Source organism: Citrobacter amalonaticus, from assembly GCF_001559075.2.
Classification (GTDB): Bacteria; Pseudomonadota; Gammaproteobacteria; order Enterobacterales; family Enterobacteriaceae; genus Citrobacter_A; species Citrobacter_A amalonaticus_F.
The window spans coordinates 2,313,956-2,332,512 of the sequence record NZ_CP014015.2 but is presented as its reverse complement, the minus strand read 5'-3'; the positions used below and the strand labels follow the sequence as shown (position 1 = coordinate 2,332,512).

Genomic DNA, 18,557 nt, shown 5'->3' with positions numbered 1-18,557 from the left:
CATGTCTGACGTATTACGTCCTTATAAGGATCTTTTCCCACAGATCGGCCAACGGGTGATGCTCGACAGCAGCAGTGTGATCATTGGCGATGTTCGCCTGGCGGACGATGTGGGGATCTGGCCACTTGTCGCGATCCGTGGCGATGTGAATTACGTTGCGATCGGGGCGCGTACGAATATTCAGGATGGCAGCGTGTTGCACGTCACGCACAAATCCGCCTCCAACCCCGATGGCAACCCGCTCATTGTGGGAGAAGATGTGACAGTCGGGCATAAAGTGATGTTGCACGGCTGCATCATTGGCAACCGGGTCCTGGTCGGTATGGGATCGATTCTGCTGGATGGCGCGGTGATAGAAGATGACGTAATGATTGGGGCGGGAAGCCTGGTGCCGCAAAACAAACGCCTGGAGAGCGGCTATCTCTACTTAGGGAGCCCGGTCAAACAGATCCGGCCGCTAACAGAGGAGGAGAAAGCGGGTTTGCAATACTCCGCCAGAAATTATGTGAAATGGAAAGACGAGTATCTCGCTCAGGGTAACCAAACCCAACCATGAACGTCTTCTTGCTGGGACTGGATCAGCGCTTCCGCTTCTTCTTCCAGATCCCAGCGGTGTTCGCAAAAGTGAGCTAACCATTGTTCCGCCGTTTCACCACCAAAGCGATTCGCCAGCGTTTCTCCCTTAATAGCGCACATTAACTGCATACCATTAACCAACGCGGGAAAGCAGACCGCTTTTTTCTGCGCGTCCCACTCTTCCCGGTCTGGAAACTGAATGGCCTGATTCATGCGGACAACTCCTGCTTGAGGCGCGCAATCACCGGTTCAATTTCCGGCAACACGCCGTGCCAGAGCAGAACGGCATGAGCCGCTTGCCCCACCAGCATCCCCAGGCCATCGGCATAACGTTTCGCGCCCTGACGTTCACACCAGGAGAGAAACGGCGTATTGCCCTTTTGGTAGAACATGTCGTAACAACATACGGACGGACGAATGAGCGATGCCGGGATCGCCGGGATCTCACCACTGATGCCGCTGGAAGTGGCATTAATAATCAGATCAAACTCATGTCCTTCCAGCTCATCCATACCCAACGCCTGCACGCTGCCGGTATGTGCAAAAACCAGTGCCAGTTCTTCCGCACGGGATGCCGTCCGGTTGACGATAGTCACCCCGCAATCCATAGAAAGCAGTGGTAACAGTACGCCACGCGAAGCGCCACCCGCGCCAATCAGCAGGATACGCTGCCCCGGCCGGATAAATGACAGACGTTCAAGATCGCTTAGCAGACCGATGCCATCCGTATTATCACCAAGCAAGCGACCATCATCGAGCCGCTTGATCGTATTCACCGCACCGGCCAACGCAGCCCGCTCCGTGAGTTCATCAGCGCGGGCAAATGCTTCTTCTTTAAACGGCACCGTGACGTTCACTCCTTTACCGCCATCGGCAAAGAACGCGTTCAGCGTGTTGATGAAATCATTAACAGGCGCCAGCACACGGCCATACGGATGCGCAATCTGCAACTGCTGCGCAAATTGCTGATGAATAAACGGCGATTTGCTGTGCGCGATTGGATTACCAAAAACAGCATAGGTTTCCATCATCTTACCCCTGTCGAAACAGCTCGCCCGTCAGGGCATCACGGATTTCCGAAGGATTCAAGCGACCGCCGGTTTCTCCTGATACCACCGGGAAGTCTGTACCAAACTGTGCGCGGACTTCCTCAACCGTACGGCAAGGGGGTAATCCACTCAGGTTAGCGCTGGTTGAAACCAACGGTTTGCCATAAGCCTGGCACAAGGCGACCACCAGCGGATGATCCGTCACGCGCACCGCCAATGAATCAAAACGCCCCGTCAACCAACGAGGCGTCGTCGCCGGCGCGGGGAAAACAAAGGTCACCGGACCAGGCCAGCGTGCAAACACGGCATCACGCTGGGCATCGGTCAGCATACTGTCGTTAATATACGGCTTGAGCTGCTCAAAACTGGCGGCGATCAAAATTAATCCTTTATCGACCGGACGCTGTTTTAAGGCCAACAGACGATTTACGGCCACTTCGCTGTCGGGATCGCACCCGACGCCAAAGACGGCTTCTGTTGGATAGGCGATGACATTCTCTTTATTCAGTACCTCTATTGCGTCAGCGATAGGGTCTGTTGGCAGGTTATTATTCACTTGTTTGTTCCGCCGAAACCGGCTTTCCACATTGTTTACTGGCGCAAAAGTGCTTCACACCCTGCGCGGTTTTCTTTTCGATGAGTAGCGGATAGTGGCACTCAGAACACTCTCCGGCTATCGGTTTGAAGTTAATAACAAACTGGCACTCCGGATAGCGATCGCAGGAGTGGAAGGTTTTGCCATAACGGGAACGCCGCTGGACCAGATGGCCCGTCTGGCATTGAGGGCAGGTAATTGCGGTTTCATCAGGTTTATCAATGAGCTCAGTATGCTCACATTCCGGATAGTTGCTGCAGCCGATAAACATGCCAAAACGTCCCTGGCGCAACACCAGTTCGCCGCCGCAGTCAGGGCAATGTTTCCCCTCCAGAACTTTGACGATATGTCCGTCCGCTGAGGATTTCAACGGACGGATATAATCACATTCCGGATAGTGCGAGCAACCAAGAAACGGACCGTGTTTCCCGGAGCGAATCACCAGTTCAGCCCCGCACTGTGGACAGGGCTCATTTTTACGCACCGAAAACAGTGCTGATTTAGCCATAACAACTCATGCTGAATTAAGGTTGATTAATGCAGCATACCTTCATTCACTTCAAAGAGTAATTCTTCCATTTGCTGATATGCATTTTCACAACCCGGAATGTTGAACAAAACCATCAGGATGACCCACTTCAGGTCTTCCAGGTCGAATTCTGCGGTATCCAGCGCGAGCACACGTTCAATCACCATTTCTCGCGTTTCGAGGTTTAGCACCTGAATCTGCTCAAGGAATAACAGGAATCCCCGGCAACTGGCATCCAGTCGGTCACACTCTTCTGGAGTATAGATACGCACAGAGAGAGGATCGGAGGCGAGCTGCATCGGCTCGGCAAGACCTTCCTGGTAGTCAGCAAGCTTTTCCAGCCACAGGAGCGCGTTGTAGATGTCTTCACGATCAAAACCAGCGTCGGTAAGATCCCGTTCAAGTTTGTCCTGATCCACACGTAATTCAGCTTCATTGTGGATATATGTCTCAAACAAATACATTAGTACGTCGAACATGGCATGCCCTCCTCAATCGGACATAGCCGCCGGGTACAACTGCGATCCATCCTGCTAACTCCAGTTCGAGTAGCTGAGCCACTACCTCTGGCACAGGTTGGCCGGCACGTTCAGCGACGACGTCAACAGGTGTTACCTCATCTCCTACGTTAGCCAGGAGCTCGGGAAATGGCAATGCTGCGCCTTCCTGATCTGATGAATAAAGTGATTTTTCAGGCTCATCTGGCAGCCAATGCAGGCCGTACTGCAAATTTTCCATGATTTCCTCCGGGGCCGTCACAAGGGTGGCGCCCTGCTTCACCAGCCAGTGTGGCCCTTCGCTTCCGGGGCTGCCGAGGGGGCCGGGTATGGCGAACACCTCTCGTCCTTGCTCCAAGGCACAGCGCGCAGTGACCAGCGAGCCACTGCGTAATGCCGCCTCAACCACCAGAACCCCTTTGCTCAGGCCGCTAATGATACGGTTCCGGCGGGGAAAGTTGCGCGGTAAAGGGGCCATCATCAGCGGGAATTCGGACACCAGCGCGCCTCCCGTTTCCAGCAACGCATCGGCCATCCCGGCATGTCGGCGGGGATAGATGGATTGCAGGCCGTTTCCTAATACGGCAATGCTTTTTCCCTTTGACTGGATCGCTGCCCGATGGGCGATGCCATCAATACCTCGCGCCAGACCGCTGGTAATGGTGATTTCCCAACTGGCCAGTTTCTCACAAAACAACTGCCCCCACCGTTCGCCATACCAGGACGGCGTTCGGCTTCCCACGACGGCGAGTTGAAAATCATGGAGACATTGCGGGGAGCCAACGACAAAAACCGCGCCGGGATAATCTTCAATGGCGCGAAGCTGCGCAGGATAATCATCACTGTCTGCCAGCAATAAGTCATGGTGCGGCGACTCAAGCCAGCGAAGGGTCTTTTCCAATTCTTTTTCCGGAAAGGTCAAAAAGCGCGTGGCCTGAGAAGGGGAAAGCCCCACACGCCGCAGTGCGGCAATATCAATATCCGGGTGTGATATCAGTCCGTGAGCGACTCGCACCATCTCATCGCCAAACAACTCATTCACAGCCATTAAACGTAACCAAATTTCGGTACGGGTCATCCTTGTCCCCCTGCCACAAGCAGTCTTAGCAATCTTTGCGATTGGTCACTGATGCTGTCAATCAGAGGGGGATTTGTCTAGAATAGAGGTAATAATCTTTCCAACTCCTGAACACAACTCTGGATAACTATGTCAGTTTTGCAAGTGTTACATATTCCGGACGAGCGCCTTCGCAAAGTCGCAAAGCCGGTAGAAGAAGTGAATGCAGAAATTCAGCGTATTGTCGATGATATGTTCGAGACGATGTACGCAGAAGAAGGTATTGGCCTCGCAGCAACGCAGGTTGATATTCATCAGCGGATTATCGTCATTGACGTGTCGGAAAATCGTGACGAACGCCTGGTGTTAATTAACCCGGAACTGCTGGAAAAAGAAGGCGAGACCGGTATTGAAGAAGGTTGTCTGTCTATTCCGGAACAACGTGCTTTAGTGCCGCGTGCTGAGAAAGTGAAAGTTCGCGCGCTCGATCGCGAAGGTAAACCGTTTGAACTGGAAGCCGACGGCCTGCTGGCTATCTGTATTCAGCACGAGATGGATCACCTGGTCGGTAAACTGTTTATCGATTATTTGTCACCGCTGAAGCAGCAACGTATTCGTCAGAAAGTTGAGAAACTCGACCGCCTGAACGCACGAGCTTAAGGACAAGAATCAACGTGTCAGACTCACTACGTATTATTTTTGCGGGTACACCTGACTTTGCAGCGCGTCATCTTGACGCGCTGTTGTCGTCTGGACATCACGTTGTCGGCGTGTTTACCCAACCTGACCGCCCGGCGGGTCGGGGGAAAAAACTGATGCCAGGCCCGGTGAAAGTCCTGGCCGAAGAAAAAGGCATTCCGGTTTTCCAACCCGTCTCCTTGCGCCCGCAGGAAAACCAGCACCTGGTGTCTGACCTGAACGCAGATGTTATGGTCGTCGTAGCGTATGGTCTGATTCTGCCGAAAGCCGTGCTGGATATGCCGCGTCTCGGCTGCATTAACGTCCACGGCTCCCTGCTGCCCCGCTGGCGTGGTGCGGCCCCTATTCAACGTTCACTCTGGGCGGGCGATGCTGAAACGGGCGTCACCATTATGCAGATGGACGTCGGTCTGGATACGGGCGATATGCTCTACAAACTCGCCTGTCCTATCACCGCGCAAGACACCAGCGGCACGCTGTACGACAAGCTGGCGGATCTTGGTCCGCAGGGGCTGATTGAAACGCTGAAGCAGTTAGCTGAGGGCCGTACAAATCCACAAGTACAGGATGAAGCGCTAGTCACCCACGCAGAAAAGCTCAGTAAAGAAGAAGCGCGCATCGACTGGTCGCTTTCTGCGGCACAACTGGAACGTTGCATTCGCGCATTCAATCCCTGGCCAATGAGCTGGCTGGAAATTGACGGCCAGCCGGTAAAAGTCTGGCAGGCATCCGTGATAGAGACGCCGACGCAGGCAGAACCGGGAACCATCCTTGACGCCACGAAACAAGGTATTCAGGTCGCTACCGGCAACGGAGTCCTGAACCTACTCTCATTGCAACCCGCCGGGAAAAAAGCGATGAGCGCCCAGGATCTTCTGAATTCACGTCGGGAATGGTTCATTCCTGGCAACCATCTGGTCTGACGGCCACTTCTGATAACGCCCGGTGTTGCCGGGCCTTTTTATTTTTGCGGTTATGAATAAGAAATTTAACTTACGCAGTATGGCGGCGCAGGCCGTTGAACAGGTCGTCGAGCAAGGGCATTCACTGAGCAATGTCCTGCCGCCGCTACAACAAAAAGTCTCCGATAAAGACAAAGCGCTGCTTCAGGAACTCTGTTTTGGGGTTTTGCGCACGCTGTCGCAACTCGACTGGTTGATCAACAAACTGATGTCCCGCCCGATGACGGGAAAACAGCGCACCGTGCACTACCTGATTATGGTGGGATTCTATCAATTACTGCATACCCGTATTCCTCCACATGCAGCGCTGGCGGAAACGGTCGAAGGCGCCGTGGCGATAAAGCGCCCGCAGCTTAAAGGGCTGATAAACGGAGTTCTGCGTCAGTTCCAGCGTCAGCAGGAAGAACTGCTCGCAGAATTCGCCAGCAGCGACGCGCGTTTTCTGCACCCTGGCTGGCTACTGAAACGCCTGCAAAAGGCGTATCCCACGCAATGGGAAGCCATTGTCGATGCCAACAATCAGCGCCCCCCGATGTGGCTACGCGTGAATCGCACACACCATACGCGCGACAGCTGGCTGGCGCTGCTCGAAGACGCCGGGATGAACGGTTTCCCCCATCCAGACTATCCTGATGCCGTCCGTCTGGAAACACCAGCACCGGTCCATGCGCTTCCGGGGTTCGAGGAAGGATGGGTCACCGTTCAGGACGCCTCAGCCCAGGGGTGCGTAACCTTCCTTGCTCCGCAAAACGGCGAGCACATTTTAGATCTGTGTGCAGCACCAGGCGGTAAAACCACCCACATTCTCGAAGCGGCTCCCGAAGCAAACGTGCTGGCAGTTGATGTGGATGAACAGCGCCTCTCCCGCGTTTATGACAACCTGAAACGTCTCGGGATGAAAGCGACGGTTAAGCAGGGTGACGGGCGTTTCCCTGCACAATGGTGCGGCGAGCAGCAGTTTGATCGCATCCTGTTAGATGCCCCCTGCTCTGCAACCGGGGTTATCCGTCGTCACCCGGATATCAAATGGCTCCGCCGCGATCGCGATATTGCCGAACTGGCAAAGCTACAGGCTGAAATTCTTGATGCCGTCTGGCCGCATCTGAAATCCGGCGGCACGCTGGTCTATGCCACCTGTTCCGTATTGCCGGAAGAGAACAGTCAGCAAGTTCACGCCTTCTTACAGCGTACGGCGAATGCCATGCTGAGCGAGACAGGCACACCCGACATGCCGGGTCTGCAAAATCTGCCGGGTGCAGAAGACGGTGATGGCTTCTTTTACGCTAAGCTAATCAAAAAGTGATGGGATAACGGGTCACGACTGATGAAAATAATCATTCTGGGCGCAGGACAGGTGGGTGGAACGCTGGCAGAGAACCTGGTCGGCGAGAACAACGACATCACCGTGGTGGATACTAACGGTGAACGCCTGCGCAGCCTGCAGGATAAGTTCGATCTGCGTGTCGTTCAGGGACATGGCTCGCACCCACGTGTGTTACGCGAAGCCGGCGCGGATGATGCAGATATGCTGGTTGCCGTGACCAGTTCCGATGAAACGAACATGGTTGCCTGCCAGGTGGCCTATTCGCTGTTCAACACGCCGAACAGAATCGCCCGTATCCGCTCTCCTGATTATGTCCGTGATGCGGACAAGCTGTTCCACTCAGAAGCCGTGCCTATCGATCACCTGATCGCGCCCGAGCAGTTGGTCATCGACAGCATTTACCGATTGATCGAATATCCTGGCGCGTTACAGGTCGTCAATTTCGCAGAAGGTAAAGTGAGCCTTGCCGTAGTAAAAGCCTATTACGGTGGCCCACTGATCGGGAACGCGCTCTCAACGATGCGGGAGCATATGCCGCATATTGATACCCGCGTTGCGGCGATTTTCCGTCACGACAGACCGATCCGCCCACAGGGCTCCACCATTGTCGAAGCGGGTGACGAAGTCTTCTTTATTGCCGCTTCCCAGCACATTCGTGCGGTGATGAGCGAACTGCAGCGCCTCGAAAAACCTTACAAGCGCATTATGCTGGTTGGCGGCGGGAACATCGGGGCAGGTCTGGCGCGTCGTCTGGAAAAAGATTACAGCGTGAAATTGATCGAACGCGATCAACAGCGCGCTGCCGAGTTGGCCGAAAAACTACAGAATACGATCGTCTTCTTTGGCGACGCCTCGGATCAAGAATTGCTGGCCGAAGAGCATATCGATCAGGTCGATCTGTTTATTGCCGTTACCAACGACGATGAGGCTAACATCATGTCAGCGATGTTGGCTAAGCGAATGGGGGCGAAAAAGGTGATGGTGTTGATCCAACGCCGCGCTTATGTCGATCTTGTCCAGGGTAGCGTGATCGATATCGCGATCTCCCCCCAGCAAGCAACCATCTCGGCTCTCCTTAGCCATGTGCGAAAAGCGGACATCGTTGGCGTCTCTTCATTACGCCGTGGCGTCGCGGAAGCGATTGAAGCCGTCGCTCACGGCGATGAAAGCACCTCACGCGTTGTCGGCCGGGTCATCGACGAGATCAAACTACCGCCAGGCACGATTATTGGTGCAGTAGTGCGTGGCAACGATGTGATGATTGCCAATGACAATTTACGTATCGAACAAGGCGATCATGTCATTATGTTCCTGACGGATAAAAAGTTTATTACCGACGTCGAACGCTTATTCCAGCCAAGTCCTTTCTTCCTTTAACATTGAAGGGTGCATTATTCGCACCCTTTTTAATCCCCTGATTTATCAAGGCTTAATTCATACTGTTAATCTCAATACTTAAATGGCAAATGCCTTAACATTTGTTAAACTTATTAACGTCAGCTGCATAGGGAGAATATAATGAGCATTATTAAAGAGTTTCGCGAATTCGCGATGCGCGGGAATGTTGTCGATTTGGCGGTGGGTGTCATTATCGGTGCAGCGTTCGGTAAAATTGTATCGTCACTGGTTGCCGATATCATTATGCCGCCGCTGGGTTTGTTAATTGGTGGGATCGATTTTAAGCAGTTTGCCGTCACGTTGCGCGATGCGCAGGGAGATATCCCTGCCGTTGTGATGCATTATGGCGTGTTTATTCAGAACATCTTCGACTTTGTGATTGTGGCATTTGCTATTTTCATGGCAATTAAGCTCATTAACAAACTCAATCGTAAGAAAGAAGAGCCGGCGGCTGCACCTGCGCCGACGAAAGAAGAAGTCTTGCTTACTGAGATCCGCGACCTGCTGAAAGAACAGAATAATCGTTCTTAACAGACGGCAGAAAGCAGAAGGCCAGTGGTAAAAAAGTGATTCACTTTCTTGCCACTGGCCTCCCAGTTACCCCGGTTACCGTGTTTGCCTTTACGTAAATAACTCCCTTTCCCTTTCTTATTCTTTTCAACACGCTGTCTGAATAGCGGGTCATGTAATAATGCCTCAATGGCATTGTCCTTTATCTGCCCTTTCGTATGCTGATAACGACTCATAATAGCTCCAGTTTGTAGTTTAACGGCGGGAGTGTAGTCCCACCTGTCTGATAAATCAACAGCCCGACTTCACTCCACTGGCTCCTTGTTCCAGAGCTTCCAGGATTGAGCAGTACACACTGCTATGCGCTGTGCCACAACAGGCATCGTTCAGACGCTGCAATGAACGCTGCATACTTTGCAGTTCGGCAATGCGCGCTTCGACTTCTATCAGCCTGTCCTGCACGATCCCTTTGGATTCCTGGCAGGTGTGATGTTCGGGATCGATACGGATCGACAACAATTCACGGATCGACTCAAGGGTAAATCCGAGCTGTCGGGCATAGCGGATGAATTTAAGCCGCTGAAGATCCTTTTCCGTATACAATCGGAAACCACCTTCTGTACGCACTTCATGCTCCATCATCTGCTGCTTTTCATAGTAGCGGATCGTATCAGGGGTCACTTCCGCCAGCTTTGCTAACTCACCAATGCGATACATGTCTACTCCATTAATTGTCGTTAATTTTATGCAGCAGCTTATCGGCATACTCACCGCGTAAAAATTCCGTGCTTAGACCGGCCTGCCGCAGCTTCAGTTCCAGCAGTGACAAACGCCGACTCACTTCCAGATACTGCGGATCATCCTGCCTAAGGCCTTTCAGCAGATCCAACAACTGGATAGCTTCTTTTCGCTGCTCCAGTTCGGGCGGCAGACAGCCTGCGTTCTTCAGTAAACGATAACCGGCACGTAGCTCAACAGGCACATGTGAATCATCATCCAGCAGCAACGGTTCGCCAGCGCCGCGAAGATCTTCGAATTCGCCTTTTCTTTGTGCATCAATGATATGACGCTCTGCCCACTGGTCCAGTAACCACATAATGACTCCAGGGGATGAACAAAAAGAGTACAGATATTGTAGATAAGTGGGGGTGCTGCGGATATAAAAAAACCCGCCGGGGCGGGTTTTTTTACGTTACTACAGATTACTCTGCAGCAGCTTCTGCTTTCGACTCAGAGCGATCAACCAGCTCGATGTATGCCATCGGCGCGTTGTCGCCTGCACGGAAGCCACACTTCAGAATGCGAGTGTAACCACCGGCGCGGCTCGCAAAACGCGGGCCCAGCTCGTTAAACAGTTTTGCCACGATCTCGTTATCACGAGTGCGGGCGAATGCCAGACGACGATTAGCTACGCTATCAGTCTTGGCAAGAGTAATCAGCGGCTCAACTACGCGACGCAGCTCTTTCGCTTTAGGCAGGGTCGTCTTGATGATCTCATGACGAACCAGTGAACCTGCCATGTTGCGGAACATAGCCTGGCGATGGCTGCTGTTGCGGTTCAGTTGACGACCACTCTTACGATGGCGCATGACCTTATCCTTCTCAGTAAAACCTTAACCTGTGATCCGGTTACTCGTCAGCGATGCTTGCCGGTGGCCAGTTTTCCAGGCGCATGCCCAGAGACAGTCCACGGGAAGCCAGCACGTCTTTAATCTCAGTAAGAGATTTTTTACCAAGGTTAGGCGTCTTAAGAAGCTCAACCTCAGTACGCTGTACCAGATCACCGATATAGTGGATAGCTTCTGCTTTAAGGCAGTTAGCAGAGCGGACAGTCAATTCCAGATCGTCAACAGGGCGCAGCAGGATCGGATCGAATTCTGGTTTCTCTTCTTTCACTTCCGGCTGACGTACATCACGTAAGTCAACGAAAGCTTCCAGTTGTTCAGCCAGAATGGTCGCCGCACGACGAATCGCCTCTTCAGGATCGATTGTGCCGTTGGTTTCCATTTCGATGACCAGCTTGTCCAGGTCGGTACGCTGTTCTACACGCGCTGCTTCAACATTGTAGGCAATACGCTCTACAGGGCTGTAGCATGCGTCGACCAGCAGACGGCCGATTGGGCGCTCATCTTCTTCCGAATGAATTCGGGTAGAAGCCGGCACATAACCACGACCGCGCTGAACTTTGATACGCATGCTAATAGACGCGTTCTCATCGGTCAGGTGGCAGATCACGTGCTGCGGCTTGACGATTTCGACATCCCCGTCATGGGTAATGTCGGCTGCAGTCACAGGGCCAATGCCAGATTTATTCAAGGTAAGAATAACTTCATCTTTACCCTGAACTCTCACCGCCAGCCCTTTCAGGTTGAGCAGGATTTCCAGGATATCTTCCTGAACGCCTTCTTTGGTGCTGTACTCATGTAGTACACCATCAATCTCAACCTCGGTCACCGCGCAACCCGGCATCGATGAGAGCAGAATACGGCGCAGTGCGTTACCCAGAGTATGGCCGAAGCCACGCTCTAAAGGCTCAAGGGTCACCTTGGCGTGCGTCGAACTCACTTGCTCGATATCAACCAGGCGCGGTTTTAGAAACTCTGTCACAGAACCCTGCATTGTGTCCTCTCTTTGGTACTAAGCTTTACTTGGAGTAAAGCTCGACGATCAGGTGTTCGTTAATGTCCGCAGACAGATCAGAACGCTCAGGCTTACGCTTGTACGTACCTTCCATCTTGCCAGCATCAACTTCCAGCCAGGTTGGCTTTTCACGCTGCTCAGCCAGCTCCAGAGCGGCTTTCACGCGAGACTGCTTCTTCGCTTTCTCACGAATGCTAACAACGTCATTCGGACTAACCTGATAAGAAGCGATGTTAACAACACGACCGTTTACCATAATCGCTTTATGGCTAACCAGCTGACGTGCTTCTGCACGAGTGGCGCCGAAGCCCATACGGTATACAACGTTGTCCAGACGACCTTCCAGCAGAGCCAACAGGTTTTCACCGGTGTTGCCTTTCAGACGTGCTGCTTCTTTGTAGTAGTTACGGAACTGACGCTCCAGCACACCGTAGATACGGCGAACTTTTTGCTTTTCACGCAACTGCACACCATAGTCAGACAGACGCGGTTTACGCGCACCGTGCTGGCCAGGAGCTTGTTCAATTTTACACTTGGTATCGATCGCGCGAACGCCAGACTTAAGGAATAAGTCGGTGCCCTCACGACGGCTCAGCTTGAGCTTAGGACCCAAATATCTTGCCATTTTCTTTCTCCAACAAACCTGGAAAACGAAGCGTTATACGCGGCGTTTTTTCGGCGGACGACAACCGTTATGAGGGATCGGAGTCACATCAGTAATATTAGTGATGCGGAAACCAGCGGCGTTCAGAGCACGAATAGTAGATTCGCGGCCTGGACCCGGACCTTTAACCATAACTTCCAGATTCTTGATACCGTATTCTTTTACGGCGTCAGCGCAACGCTCTGCTGCAACCTGAGCTGCGAACGGAGTAGATTTGCGAGAACCACGGAAACCGGAACCACCGGCTGTTGCCCAACCCAGCGCGTTACCCTGACGATCAGTGATAGTCACGATGGTGTTGTTGAAAGAAGCATGGATATGAGCCACGCCGTCAGAGACTTGTTTTCTTACACGTTTACGTGCACGAATTGGTGCCTTTGCCATTATTCAATCACCCCGATTATTTCTTGATCGGTTTGCGCGGACCCTTACGGGTACGTGCGTTGGTCTTAGTACGCTGACCGCGCACTGGCAGACCACGACGATGACGCAAACCGCGATAGCAACCAAGATCCATCAGGCGCTTGATGCTCATGCTGATTTCACGGCGCAGATCACCTTCAACGACAAATTTGGCAACTTCGTCACGCAGCGTGTCGATTTGTCCTTCAGACAGCTCACTGATCTTAACATTTTCAGCGATACCCGCTGCAGCCAGGATGGCTTTAGAACGGGTCTTACCGATGCCGTAGATCGACGTTAACGCGATCACAGCATGTTTTTGATCAGGAATGTTAATGCCTGCTATACGGGCCACTATGCACTCCTACTATTTAATATGTACGCACCATGCTGAAAAGCCCGTTTTCAGGATACTCAAATGGAAACGTACAGACATACAAAAGATTGGCTGGCTAATCTAGCCAGCTCAACCCAACTTTGCAAGAAAAATATGCGAATAAATCAGCCTTGGCGCTGTTTATGCTTCGGCTCGGCACTGCAAATCACACGGATGACACCATCACGCTTAACGATTTTGCAGTTACGGCATAATTTCTTGACGGAAGCACGAACTTTCATTTTTACTCTCCGTAACTTCTCGGGCGACCAATTATCGGCCGTAGCCTTTCAGGTTCGCCTTCTTCAATGCAGACTCGTACTGACTAGACATCATCAGAGTTTGCACTTGAGCCATAAAGTCCATAATCACGACAACAACGATAAGCAGTGAGGTCCCACCGAAGTAGAACGGTACTTTCATTGCATCACGCATGAACTCCGGGATCAGGCAGATAAAGGTAATGTAAAGCGCACCGACCAAAGTCAGGCGGGTCATTACTTTATCGATATACTTCGCCGTTTGCTCTCCCGGACGAATTCCTGGTACAAATGCACCGGACTTCTTCAGGTTATCTGCTGTTTCACGCGGGTTGAAGACCAACGCCGTGTAGAAGAAACAGAAGAAGATGATTGCAGACGCATAGAGTAACACATAAAGCGGTTGCCCAGGCTGCAAATACAGCGAAATTGTTGTCAGCCAGTTCCAACCAGTACCGCCCCCGAACCATGACGCGATGGTTGCCGGGAACAGAATAATACTGGAAGCGAAGATTGCCGGGATTACCCCCGCCATATTCACTTTCAGCGGTAAATGTGTGCTCTGTGCAGCATAGACACGACGACCTTGCTGACGTTTGGCGTAGTTTACCACAATGCGGCGTTGACCACGCTCAACAAATACAACAAAGAACGTCACTGCAAATACTAATACTGCAACCAACAGCAACACGAGGAAGTGCAGGTCGCCTTGACGCGCTTGCTCGATAGTATGGGCAATGGCTGGCGGGAGTCCCGCGACAATACCGGCGAAGATAATGATCGAAATACCGTTACCGATACCACGTTCAGTAATCTGTTCGCCCAACCACATCAGGAACATCGTCCCTGTGACCAGACTGACAACAGCGGTGAAGTAGAATGCAAAGCCCGGGTTCATGACCAGGCCTTGCATACCAGGCATATTCGGCAGACCGGTAGCAATACCGATCGACTGGAATATCGCCAGCACCAGAGTACCGTAACGGGTGTACTGGCTGATCTTACGACGACCAGACTCCCCTTCTTTCTTAATTTCTGCCAGCGTTGGGTGAACCACCGTCAGCAGCTGGATAATAATTGATGCCGAAATGTACGGCATAATACCCAGGGCAAAGATAGAAGCACGGCTGAGAGCACCACCAGAGAACATGTTAAACATTTCAATGATGGTGCCTCGCTGTTGCTCAAGCAGTTTGGCAAGTACAGCGGCATCAATACCAGGGATCGGAATGAAAGAGCCAATACGGAACACGATAAGCGCACCGATAACAAACAGCAGTCTGCGTTTCAGCTCGCCTAAGCCACCTTTGGCACTTTGAAAATCTAATCCCGGTTGTTTAGCCATCTGCTACTTATTCCTCGATTTTACCGCCAGCAGCTTCGATAGCAGCACGAGCGCCTTTAGTAACACGCAGACCACGAACAGTTACCGGAGTAGTGACTTCACCAGCCAGGATCACTTTCGCGAACTCGATCTGGATACCGATAATGTTAGCCGCTTTCAGCGTGTTCAGGTCTACAACACCGCCTTCTACTTTAGCCAGGTCAGACAGACGAACTTCGGCTGTAATCGCTGCTTTACGAGAAGTGAAGCCGAATTTCGGCAGACGACGATACAGAGGCATCTGGCCGCCCTCGAAACCGCGACGTACGCCACCGCCAGAACGAGACTTCTGACCTTTGTGACCACGACCACCGGTTTTACCGAGGCCAGAACCGATACCACGACCCAGGCGTTTACCCGCCTTTTTGGAGCCTTCGGCCGGAGACAGAGTATTTAAACGCATCTCTTACTCCTCAACTTTAACCATGAAGGAAACCGCGTTGACCATACCACGAACAGCAGGAGTATCCTCGCGCTCTACGGTGTGACCAATACGACGCAGACCCAGGCCAAGCAGCGTTGCCTTGTGTTTCGGCAGACGACCGATTGCACTGCGGGTTTGAGTAATTTTAATAGTCTTTGCCATGGTTTATTTCCCCAGAATTTCTTCAACGGATTTACCACGCTTGGCAGCGACCATTTCTGGAGAATTCATATTTTCCAGGCCATCAATAGTTGCACGAACCACGTTGATCGGGTTGGTGGAACCATATGCTTTAGCCAGAACGTTATGAACTCCAGCAACTTCCAGAACGGCGCGCATTGCACCACCGGCGATGATACCGGTACCTTCGGAAGCTGGCTGCATGAATACACGAGAACCCGTGTGAACACCTTTAACCGGGTGTTGCAGGGTGCCGTTGTTCAGCGCGACGTTAATCATATTGCGACGGGCTTTTTCCATCGCTTTCTGGATCGCTGCTGGAACTTCACGCGCTTTACCGTAACCAAAACCAACGCGACCGTTACCATCGCCTACTACAGTCAGAGCTGTGAAGGAGAAAATACGACCACCTTTTACGGTTTTAGATACGCGGTTTACCGCGATCAGCTTTTCCTGCAGTTCGCCAGCTTGTTTTTCGATGTGAGCCATCTTACACCTCTACCTTAGAACTGAAGGCCAGCTTCACGGGCAGCATCTGCCAGTGCCTGGACACGACCATGATATTGGAACCCGGAACGGTCAAAGGACACATCTTTGATGCCTTTTTCCAGAGCGCGTTCAGCGACAGCTTTACCCACAGCTGCAGCCGCGTCTTTGTTACCGGTGTACTTCAGTTGTTCAGCGATAGCTTTTTCTACAGTAGAAGCAGCTACCAGAACTTCAGAACCGTTCGGTGCAATTACCTGTGCGTAAATATGACGCGGGGTACGATGTACCACCAGGCGAGTTGCGCCCAGCTCTTTGAGCTTGCGGCGTGCGCGGGTCGCACGACGGATACGAGCAGATTTCTTATCCATAGTGTTACCTTACTTCTTCTTAGCCTCTTTGGTACGCACGACTTCGTCGGCGTAACGAACACCCTTGCCTTTGTAAGGCTCAGGACGACGGTAGGCACGCAGATCTGCTGCAACCTGGCCGATTACCTGCTTATCAGCGCCTTTCAGCACGATTTCAGTTTGAGTCGGACATTCTGCAGTAATCCCTGCCGGCAGCTGATGGTCAACCGGGTGTGAGAAACCTAATGACAGGTTTACTACGTTCCCTTTAACCGCTGCACGATAACCTACACCAACCAGCTGCAGCTTCTTAGTGAAGCCTTCGGTAACACCGATAACCATTGAATTCAGCAGGGCACGCGCGGTACCAGCCTGAGCCCAACCGTCTACGTAACCATCACGCGGACCGAAGGTCAGTGCATTATCTGCATGTTTAACTTCAACAGCATCGTTGAGAGTACGAGTCAGCTCGCCGTTTTTACCTTTGATCGTAATAACCTGACCGTTGATTTTTACATCAACGCCGGCAGGAACAACGACCGGTGCTTTAGCAACACGAGACATTTTTTCCTCCGATTAGGCTACGTAGCAGATAATTTCGCCACCAAGACCAGCCTGGCGCGCTGCACGATCAGTCATAACACCTTTAGAGGTAGAAACAACCGCGATACCCAGACCCGCCATAACTTTCGGCAGCTCATCTTTACGTTTGTAGATGCGCAGACCTGGGCGACTGACACGCTGAATGCTTTCTACAACAGCTTTACCCTGGAAATACTTAAGAGTCAGTTCCAGTTCCGGCTTGGTGTCGCCTTCAACTTTAAAATCTTCAATAAAACCTTCTTCCTTCAGCACGTTGGCAATTGCCACTTTCAGCTTGGAGGAAGGCATGGTGACCGCAGCTTTGTTCGCGGCCTGACCGTTACGGATACGGGTCAGCATATCCGCGATCGGATCTTGCATGCTCATCTGTCTTTACTCCCGTGATTCAATTGGTGACAATTACCAGCTAGCCTTTTTCAAGCCTGGTACTTCACCGCGCATAGCGGCTTCACGTAACTTGATACGGCTCAACCCGAACTTGCCCACATAACCATGTGGACGACCTGTTTGACGGCAGCGGTTACGCTGACGAGACGGGCTGGAATCACGCGGCAGAGACTGCAGCTTAAGAACAGCGTTCCAACGTTCTTCGTCGGAAGCGTTCACATCAGAGATGATCGCTTTCAGTTCAGCGCGTTTCGCGAAGTATTTATCAGCTAAAGCTACGCGTTTTACTTCGCGTGCTTTCATTGATTGCTTAGCCATTCAGTAACCCTACCTTACTTGCGGAACGGGAAGTCAAAGGCAGCCAGCAGAGCACGGCCTTCTTCGTCAGATTTCGCAGTAGTGGTAATGGTAATATCCAAACCACGAACGCGGTCGACTTTATCGTAGTCGATTTCTGGGAAGATGATCTGCTCACGGACACCCATGCTGTAGTTACCACGACCGTCGAATGACTTAGCGGACAAGCCACGGAAGTCACGGATACGCGGTACAGCAATAGTGATCAGGCGCTCAAAGAACTCCCACATGCGTTCGCCACGCAGAGTTACTTTACAGCCGATCGGATAGCCCTGACGGATTTTGAAGCCTGCAACAGATTTGCGTGCTTTGGTGATCAACGGCTTTTGACCGGAGATTGCTGTCAGATCAGCTGCTGCGTTATCCAGCAGTTTCTTGTCAGCGATCGCTTCACCAACACCCATGTTCAGGGTGATCTTCTCGACCCGAGGGACTTGCATGACAGAATTGTAGTTAAACTCAGTCATGAGTTTATTAACTACTTCGTCTTTGTAGTAATCATGCAGTTTCGCCATCGTACTACTCCAAATTACTTGATAGTTTCGCTGTTAGACTTGAAGAAACGGACTTTTTTGCCGTCTTCGAATCTAAAGCCTACACGGTCAGCCTTACCGGTTGCCGCATTGAAGAGTGCAATGTTAGAGATCTGAATAGCTGCTTCTTTCTCTACAATGCCGCCTGGTTGGTTCAGAGCCGGAACCGGCTTCTGGTGTTTCTTAACCAGGTTGATACCTTCAACGATGACCTTGCCGGAAGACAGGACATTCTTAACTTTACCGCGTTTACCTTTATCTTTACCGGTTAACACGATAACTTCGTCATCACGACGGATTTTCGCTGCCATGATT

At 51.9% G+C, this 18,557-nt stretch carries 31 protein-coding genes; 6 read left to right on the top strand and 25 right to left on the bottom strand.

Annotation, left to right across the window (positions count from 1 at the left end; translation table 11 throughout):
- Position 1 precedes the first annotated feature (1 nt).
- Positions 2 to 556, top strand: a complete 555-nt coding sequence (locus tag AL479_RS11295) for a gamma carbonic anhydrase family protein (protein ID WP_042998365.1) — start codon at positions 2 to 4, stop codon at positions 554 to 556.
- Here AL479_RS11295 and AL479_RS11290 read toward each other — a convergent pair.
- Genes AL479_RS11290 through dprA form a run of 6 tightly spaced genes read right to left on the bottom strand, consistent with a single transcriptional unit; the run spans position 532 to position 4,324 of the window.
- Entirely contained in the window at positions 532 to 789 is a 258-nt protein-coding gene (locus AL479_RS11290) for a DUF1488 domain-containing protein (protein ID WP_061076127.1), read from the bottom strand. The genes AL479_RS11295 and AL479_RS11290 overlap by 25 nt on opposite strands.
- Positions 786 to 1,604: a shikimate dehydrogenase gene (aroE, locus tag AL479_RS11285; protein ID WP_061077966.1), complete on the bottom strand. Its 819-nt coding sequence runs from the start codon at positions 1,602 to 1,604 to the stop codon at positions 786 to 788. Before aroE ends, AL479_RS11290 begins: the two co-directional genes overlap by 4 nt.
- 4 nt (positions 1,605 to 1,608) lie before the next feature.
- Positions 1,609 to 2,181, bottom strand: coding sequence for an L-threonylcarbamoyladenylate synthase type 1 TsaC (gene tsaC, locus AL479_RS11280; RefSeq protein WP_061076126.1), 573 nt, complete (start codon positions 2,179 to 2,181; stop codon positions 1,609 to 1,611).
- Entirely contained in the window at positions 2,174 to 2,728 is a 555-nt protein-coding gene (locus tag AL479_RS11275) for a type I DNA topoisomerase (protein WP_061076125.1), read from the bottom strand. Before AL479_RS11275 ends, tsaC begins: the two co-directional genes overlap by 8 nt.
- Before the next feature lie 26 nt (positions 2,729 to 2,754).
- Positions 2,755 to 3,228, bottom strand: a complete 474-nt coding sequence (gene smg, locus AL479_RS11270) for a DUF494 family protein Smg (RefSeq protein WP_012908442.1) — start codon at positions 3,226 to 3,228, stop codon at positions 2,755 to 2,757.
- Positions 3,200 to 4,324 carry a DNA-protecting protein DprA gene (dprA, locus tag AL479_RS11265; protein WP_061076124.1) on the bottom strand — a complete coding sequence of 375 codons (1,125 nt, stop codon included), beginning with the start codon at positions 4,322 to 4,324 and terminating at the stop codon, positions 3,200 to 3,202. Before dprA ends, smg begins: the two co-directional genes overlap by 29 nt.
- A 129-nt stretch (positions 4,325 to 4,453) precedes the next feature.
- Between dprA and def the strand changes: the two genes are divergently transcribed.
- From def to mscL, 5 genes are all read left to right on the top strand, one after another.
- Positions 4,454 to 4,963 carry a peptide deformylase gene (gene def, locus AL479_RS11260; protein ID WP_042326273.1) on the top strand — a complete coding sequence of 170 codons (510 nt, stop codon included), beginning with the start codon at positions 4,454 to 4,456 and terminating at the stop codon, positions 4,961 to 4,963.
- Positions 4,964 to 4,977: 14 nt separating this feature from the next.
- Positions 4,978 to 5,925 carry a methionyl-tRNA formyltransferase gene (gene fmt, locus AL479_RS11255; protein ID WP_061076123.1) on the top strand — a complete coding sequence of 316 codons (948 nt, stop codon included), beginning with the start codon at positions 4,978 to 4,980 and terminating at the stop codon, positions 5,923 to 5,925.
- Positions 5,926 to 5,977: 52 nt separating this feature from the next.
- The gene (gene rsmB, locus AL479_RS11250) at positions 5,978 to 7,267 is read left to right on the top strand and encodes a 16S rRNA (cytosine(967)-C(5))-methyltransferase RsmB (protein ID WP_061077965.1); all 1,290 of its coding nucleotides are present in this window, start codon (positions 5,978 to 5,980) and stop codon (positions 7,265 to 7,267) included.
- 21 nt (positions 7,268 to 7,288) lie between these two features.
- Positions 7,289 to 8,665: a Trk system potassium transporter TrkA gene (gene trkA / locus AL479_RS11245; RefSeq protein WP_012908437.1), complete on the top strand. Its 1,377-nt coding sequence runs from the start codon at positions 7,289 to 7,291 to the stop codon at positions 8,663 to 8,665.
- Between the two features lie 141 nt (positions 8,666 to 8,806).
- Complete coding sequence (gene mscL, locus AL479_RS11240) at positions 8,807 to 9,217, top strand: large-conductance mechanosensitive channel protein MscL (protein WP_042326268.1); 411 nt, start codon at positions 8,807 to 8,809, stop codon at positions 9,215 to 9,217.
- Here the strand turns inward: mscL and arfA are convergent.
- The 19 genes from arfA to rplX all read right to left on the bottom strand — a co-directional run bounded on the left by arfA (position 9,214) and on the right by rplX (position 18,553).
- A complete protein-coding gene (gene arfA, locus AL479_RS11235) occupies positions 9,214 to 9,432 on the bottom strand; it encodes an alternative ribosome-rescue factor ArfA (RefSeq protein WP_042998373.1) in 219 nt (72 codons plus the stop codon). The two genes, mscL and arfA, sit on opposite strands and share 4 nt — an antisense overlap.
- A 55-nt stretch (positions 9,433 to 9,487) precedes the next feature.
- On the bottom strand, positions 9,488 to 9,913 hold the full coding sequence (gene zntR / locus AL479_RS11230; RefSeq protein ID WP_061076122.1) for a Zn(2+)-responsive transcriptional regulator: 426 nt from the start codon (positions 9,911 to 9,913) through the stop codon (positions 9,488 to 9,490).
- Between the two features lie 10 nt (positions 9,914 to 9,923).
- Complete coding sequence (locus tag AL479_RS11225) at positions 9,924 to 10,292, bottom strand: DUF1992 domain-containing protein (RefSeq protein ID WP_061076121.1); 369 nt, start codon at positions 10,290 to 10,292, stop codon at positions 9,924 to 9,926.
- 106 nt (positions 10,293 to 10,398) lie between these two features.
- Positions 10,399 to 10,785, bottom strand: coding sequence for a 50S ribosomal protein L17 (gene rplQ / locus AL479_RS11220; protein ID WP_001216372.1), 387 nt, complete (start codon positions 10,783 to 10,785; stop codon positions 10,399 to 10,401).
- 40 nt (positions 10,786 to 10,825) lie between these two features.
- Complete coding sequence (locus AL479_RS11215; protein WP_001162094.1) at positions 10,826 to 11,815, bottom strand: DNA-directed RNA polymerase subunit alpha; 990 nt, start codon at positions 11,813 to 11,815, stop codon at positions 10,826 to 10,828.
- A gap of 25 nt (positions 11,816 to 11,840) precedes the next feature.
- Positions 11,841 to 12,461, bottom strand: coding sequence for a 30S ribosomal protein S4 (gene rpsD, locus AL479_RS11210; RefSeq protein ID WP_000135226.1), 621 nt, complete (start codon positions 12,459 to 12,461; stop codon positions 11,841 to 11,843).
- A 33-nt stretch (positions 12,462 to 12,494) separates the two neighbouring features.
- Complete coding sequence (gene rpsK, locus AL479_RS11205; RefSeq protein WP_001029684.1) at positions 12,495 to 12,884, bottom strand: 30S ribosomal protein S11; 390 nt, start codon at positions 12,882 to 12,884, stop codon at positions 12,495 to 12,497.
- A 16-nt stretch (positions 12,885 to 12,900) separates the two neighbouring features.
- Positions 12,901 to 13,257, bottom strand: coding sequence for a 30S ribosomal protein S13 (gene rpsM / locus AL479_RS11200; RefSeq protein ID WP_012908431.1), 357 nt, complete (start codon positions 13,255 to 13,257; stop codon positions 12,901 to 12,903).
- 146 nt (positions 13,258 to 13,403) lie between these two features.
- On the bottom strand, positions 13,404 to 13,520 hold the full coding sequence (gene rpmJ, locus AL479_RS11195; protein ID WP_000868187.1) for a 50S ribosomal protein L36: 117 nt from the start codon (positions 13,518 to 13,520) through the stop codon (positions 13,404 to 13,406).
- 31 nt (positions 13,521 to 13,551) lie between these two features.
- Positions 13,552 to 14,883, bottom strand: coding sequence for a preprotein translocase subunit SecY (gene secY / locus AL479_RS11190; RefSeq protein ID WP_001118864.1), 1,332 nt, complete (start codon positions 14,881 to 14,883; stop codon positions 13,552 to 13,554).
- A 7-nt stretch (positions 14,884 to 14,890) separates the two neighbouring features.
- Complete coding sequence (gene rplO / locus AL479_RS11185; protein ID WP_001238917.1) at positions 14,891 to 15,325, bottom strand: 50S ribosomal protein L15; 435 nt, start codon at positions 15,323 to 15,325, stop codon at positions 14,891 to 14,893.
- Between the two features lie 3 nt (positions 15,326 to 15,328).
- The gene (rpmD, locus tag AL479_RS11180; RefSeq protein ID WP_001140434.1) at positions 15,329 to 15,508 is read right to left on the bottom strand and encodes a 50S ribosomal protein L30; all 180 of its coding nucleotides are present in this window, start codon (positions 15,506 to 15,508) and stop codon (positions 15,329 to 15,331) included.
- Positions 15,509 to 15,511: 3 nt separating this feature from the next.
- Positions 15,512 to 16,015 carry a 30S ribosomal protein S5 gene (gene rpsE, locus AL479_RS11175; protein ID WP_000940121.1) on the bottom strand — a complete coding sequence of 168 codons (504 nt, stop codon included), beginning with the start codon at positions 16,013 to 16,015 and terminating at the stop codon, positions 15,512 to 15,514.
- A gap of 14 nt (positions 16,016 to 16,029) precedes the next feature.
- Complete coding sequence (gene rplR / locus AL479_RS11170; RefSeq protein WP_000358956.1) at positions 16,030 to 16,383, bottom strand: 50S ribosomal protein L18; 354 nt, start codon at positions 16,381 to 16,383, stop codon at positions 16,030 to 16,032.
- Positions 16,384 to 16,392: 9 nt separating this feature from the next.
- Complete coding sequence (gene rplF / locus AL479_RS11165) at positions 16,393 to 16,926, bottom strand: 50S ribosomal protein L6 (RefSeq protein ID WP_012135817.1); 534 nt, start codon at positions 16,924 to 16,926, stop codon at positions 16,393 to 16,395.
- Positions 16,927 to 16,938: 12 nt separating this feature from the next.
- Positions 16,939 to 17,331 (bottom strand): 30S ribosomal protein S8, encoded by a 393-nt coding sequence (rpsH, locus tag AL479_RS11160; RefSeq protein WP_000062611.1) that lies wholly within the window; start codon positions 17,329 to 17,331, stop codon positions 16,939 to 16,941.
- Positions 17,332 to 17,364: 33 nt separating this feature from the next.
- Complete coding sequence (gene rpsN / locus AL479_RS11155) at positions 17,365 to 17,670, bottom strand: 30S ribosomal protein S14 (protein WP_061076120.1); 306 nt, start codon at positions 17,668 to 17,670, stop codon at positions 17,365 to 17,367.
- Positions 17,671 to 17,684: 14 nt separating this feature from the next.
- A complete protein-coding gene (gene rplE / locus AL479_RS11150) occupies positions 17,685 to 18,224 on the bottom strand; it encodes a 50S ribosomal protein L5 (RefSeq protein WP_001096206.1) in 540 nt (179 codons plus the stop codon).
- A 14-nt stretch (positions 18,225 to 18,238) separates the two neighbouring features.
- Positions 18,239 to 18,553, bottom strand: coding sequence for a 50S ribosomal protein L24 (rplX, locus tag AL479_RS11145; RefSeq protein ID WP_035894981.1), 315 nt, complete (start codon positions 18,551 to 18,553; stop codon positions 18,239 to 18,241).
- Between the last annotated feature and the right edge of the window lie 4 nt (positions 18,554 to 18,557).

Excerpts from the sequence above, each read along its gene's own strand:
- rplF (WP_012135817.1), bottom strand. The coding sequence starts at position 16,926 with ATGTCTCGTGTTGCTAAAGCACCGGTCGTTGTTCCTGCCGGCGTTGAT.
- rplO (WP_001238917.1), bottom strand. The coding sequence starts at position 15,325 with ATGCGTTTAAATACTCTGTCTCCGGCCGAAGGCTCCAAAAAGGCGGGT.
- rpsE (WP_000940121.1), bottom strand. The coding sequence starts at position 16,015 with ATGGCTCACATCGAAAAACAAGCTGGCGAACTGCAGGAAAAGCTGATC.
- arfA (WP_042998373.1), bottom strand. The coding sequence starts at position 9,432 with ATGAGTCGTTATCAGCATACGAAAGGGCAGATAAAGGACAATGCCATT.
- rpmJ (WP_000868187.1), bottom strand. The coding sequence starts at position 13,520 with ATGAAAGTTCGTGCTTCCGTCAAGAAATTATGCCGTAACTGCAAAATC.
- zntR (WP_061076122.1), bottom strand. The coding sequence starts at position 9,913 with ATGTATCGCATTGGTGAGTTAGCAAAGCTGGCGGAAGTGACCCCTGAT.
- aroE (WP_061077966.1), bottom strand. The coding sequence starts at position 1,604 with ATGGAAACCTATGCTGTTTTTGGTAATCCAATCGCGCACAGCAAATCG.
- AL479_RS11275 (WP_061076125.1), bottom strand. The coding sequence starts at position 2,728 with ATGGCTAAATCAGCACTGTTTTCGGTGCGTAAAAATGAGCCCTGTCCA.
- dprA (WP_061076124.1), bottom strand. The coding sequence starts at position 4,324 with ATGACCCGTACCGAAATTTGGTTACGTTTAATGGCTGTGAATGAGTTG.
- rplX (WP_035894981.1), bottom strand. The coding sequence starts at position 18,553 with ATGGCAGCGAAAATCCGTCGTGATGACGAAGTTATCGTGTTAACCGGT.
- mscL (WP_042326268.1), top strand. The coding sequence starts at position 8,807 with ATGAGCATTATTAAAGAGTTTCGCGAATTCGCGATGCGCGGGAATGTT.
- smg (WP_012908442.1), bottom strand. The coding sequence starts at position 3,228 with ATGTTCGACGTACTAATGTATTTGTTTGAGACATATATCCACAATGAA.
- rpsN (WP_061076120.1), bottom strand. The coding sequence starts at position 17,670 with ATGGCTAAGCAATCAATGAAAGCACGCGAAGTAAAACGCGTAGCTTTA.
- AL479_RS11225 (WP_061076121.1), bottom strand. The coding sequence starts at position 10,292 with ATGTGGTTACTGGACCAGTGGGCAGAGCGTCATATCATTGATGCACAA.
- rplR (WP_000358956.1), bottom strand. The coding sequence starts at position 16,383 with ATGGATAAGAAATCTGCTCGTATCCGTCGTGCGACCCGCGCACGCCGC.
- rpmD (WP_001140434.1), bottom strand. The coding sequence starts at position 15,508 with ATGGCAAAGACTATTAAAATTACTCAAACCCGCAGTGCAATCGGTCGT.
- secY (WP_001118864.1), bottom strand. The coding sequence starts at position 14,883 with ATGGCTAAACAACCGGGATTAGATTTTCAAAGTGCCAAAGGTGGCTTA.
- AL479_RS11215 (WP_001162094.1), bottom strand. The coding sequence starts at position 11,815 with ATGCAGGGTTCTGTGACAGAGTTTCTAAAACCGCGCCTGGTTGATATC.
- AL479_RS11290 (WP_061076127.1), bottom strand. The coding sequence starts at position 789 with ATGAATCAGGCCATTCAGTTTCCAGACCGGGAAGAGTGGGACGCGCAG.
- rpsH (WP_000062611.1), bottom strand. The coding sequence starts at position 17,331 with ATGAGCATGCAAGATCCGATCGCGGATATGCTGACCCGTATCCGTAAC.
- rplQ (WP_001216372.1), bottom strand. The coding sequence starts at position 10,785 with ATGCGCCATCGTAAGAGTGGTCGTCAACTGAACCGCAACAGCAGCCAT.
- rpsK (WP_001029684.1), bottom strand. The coding sequence starts at position 12,884 with ATGGCAAAGGCACCAATTCGTGCACGTAAACGTGTAAGAAAACAAGTC.
- rsmB (WP_061077965.1), top strand. The coding sequence starts at position 5,978 with ATGAATAAGAAATTTAACTTACGCAGTATGGCGGCGCAGGCCGTTGAA.
- AL479_RS11295 (WP_042998365.1), top strand. The coding sequence starts at position 2 with ATGTCTGACGTATTACGTCCTTATAAGGATCTTTTCCCACAGATCGGC.
- rplE (WP_001096206.1), bottom strand. The coding sequence starts at position 18,224 with ATGGCGAAACTGCATGATTACTACAAAGACGAAGTAGTTAATAAACTC.
- def (WP_042326273.1), top strand. The coding sequence starts at position 4,454 with ATGTCAGTTTTGCAAGTGTTACATATTCCGGACGAGCGCCTTCGCAAA.
- rpsD (WP_000135226.1), bottom strand. The coding sequence starts at position 12,461 with ATGGCAAGATATTTGGGTCCTAAGCTCAAGCTGAGCCGTCGTGAGGGC.
- trkA (WP_012908437.1), top strand. The coding sequence starts at position 7,289 with ATGAAAATAATCATTCTGGGCGCAGGACAGGTGGGTGGAACGCTGGCA.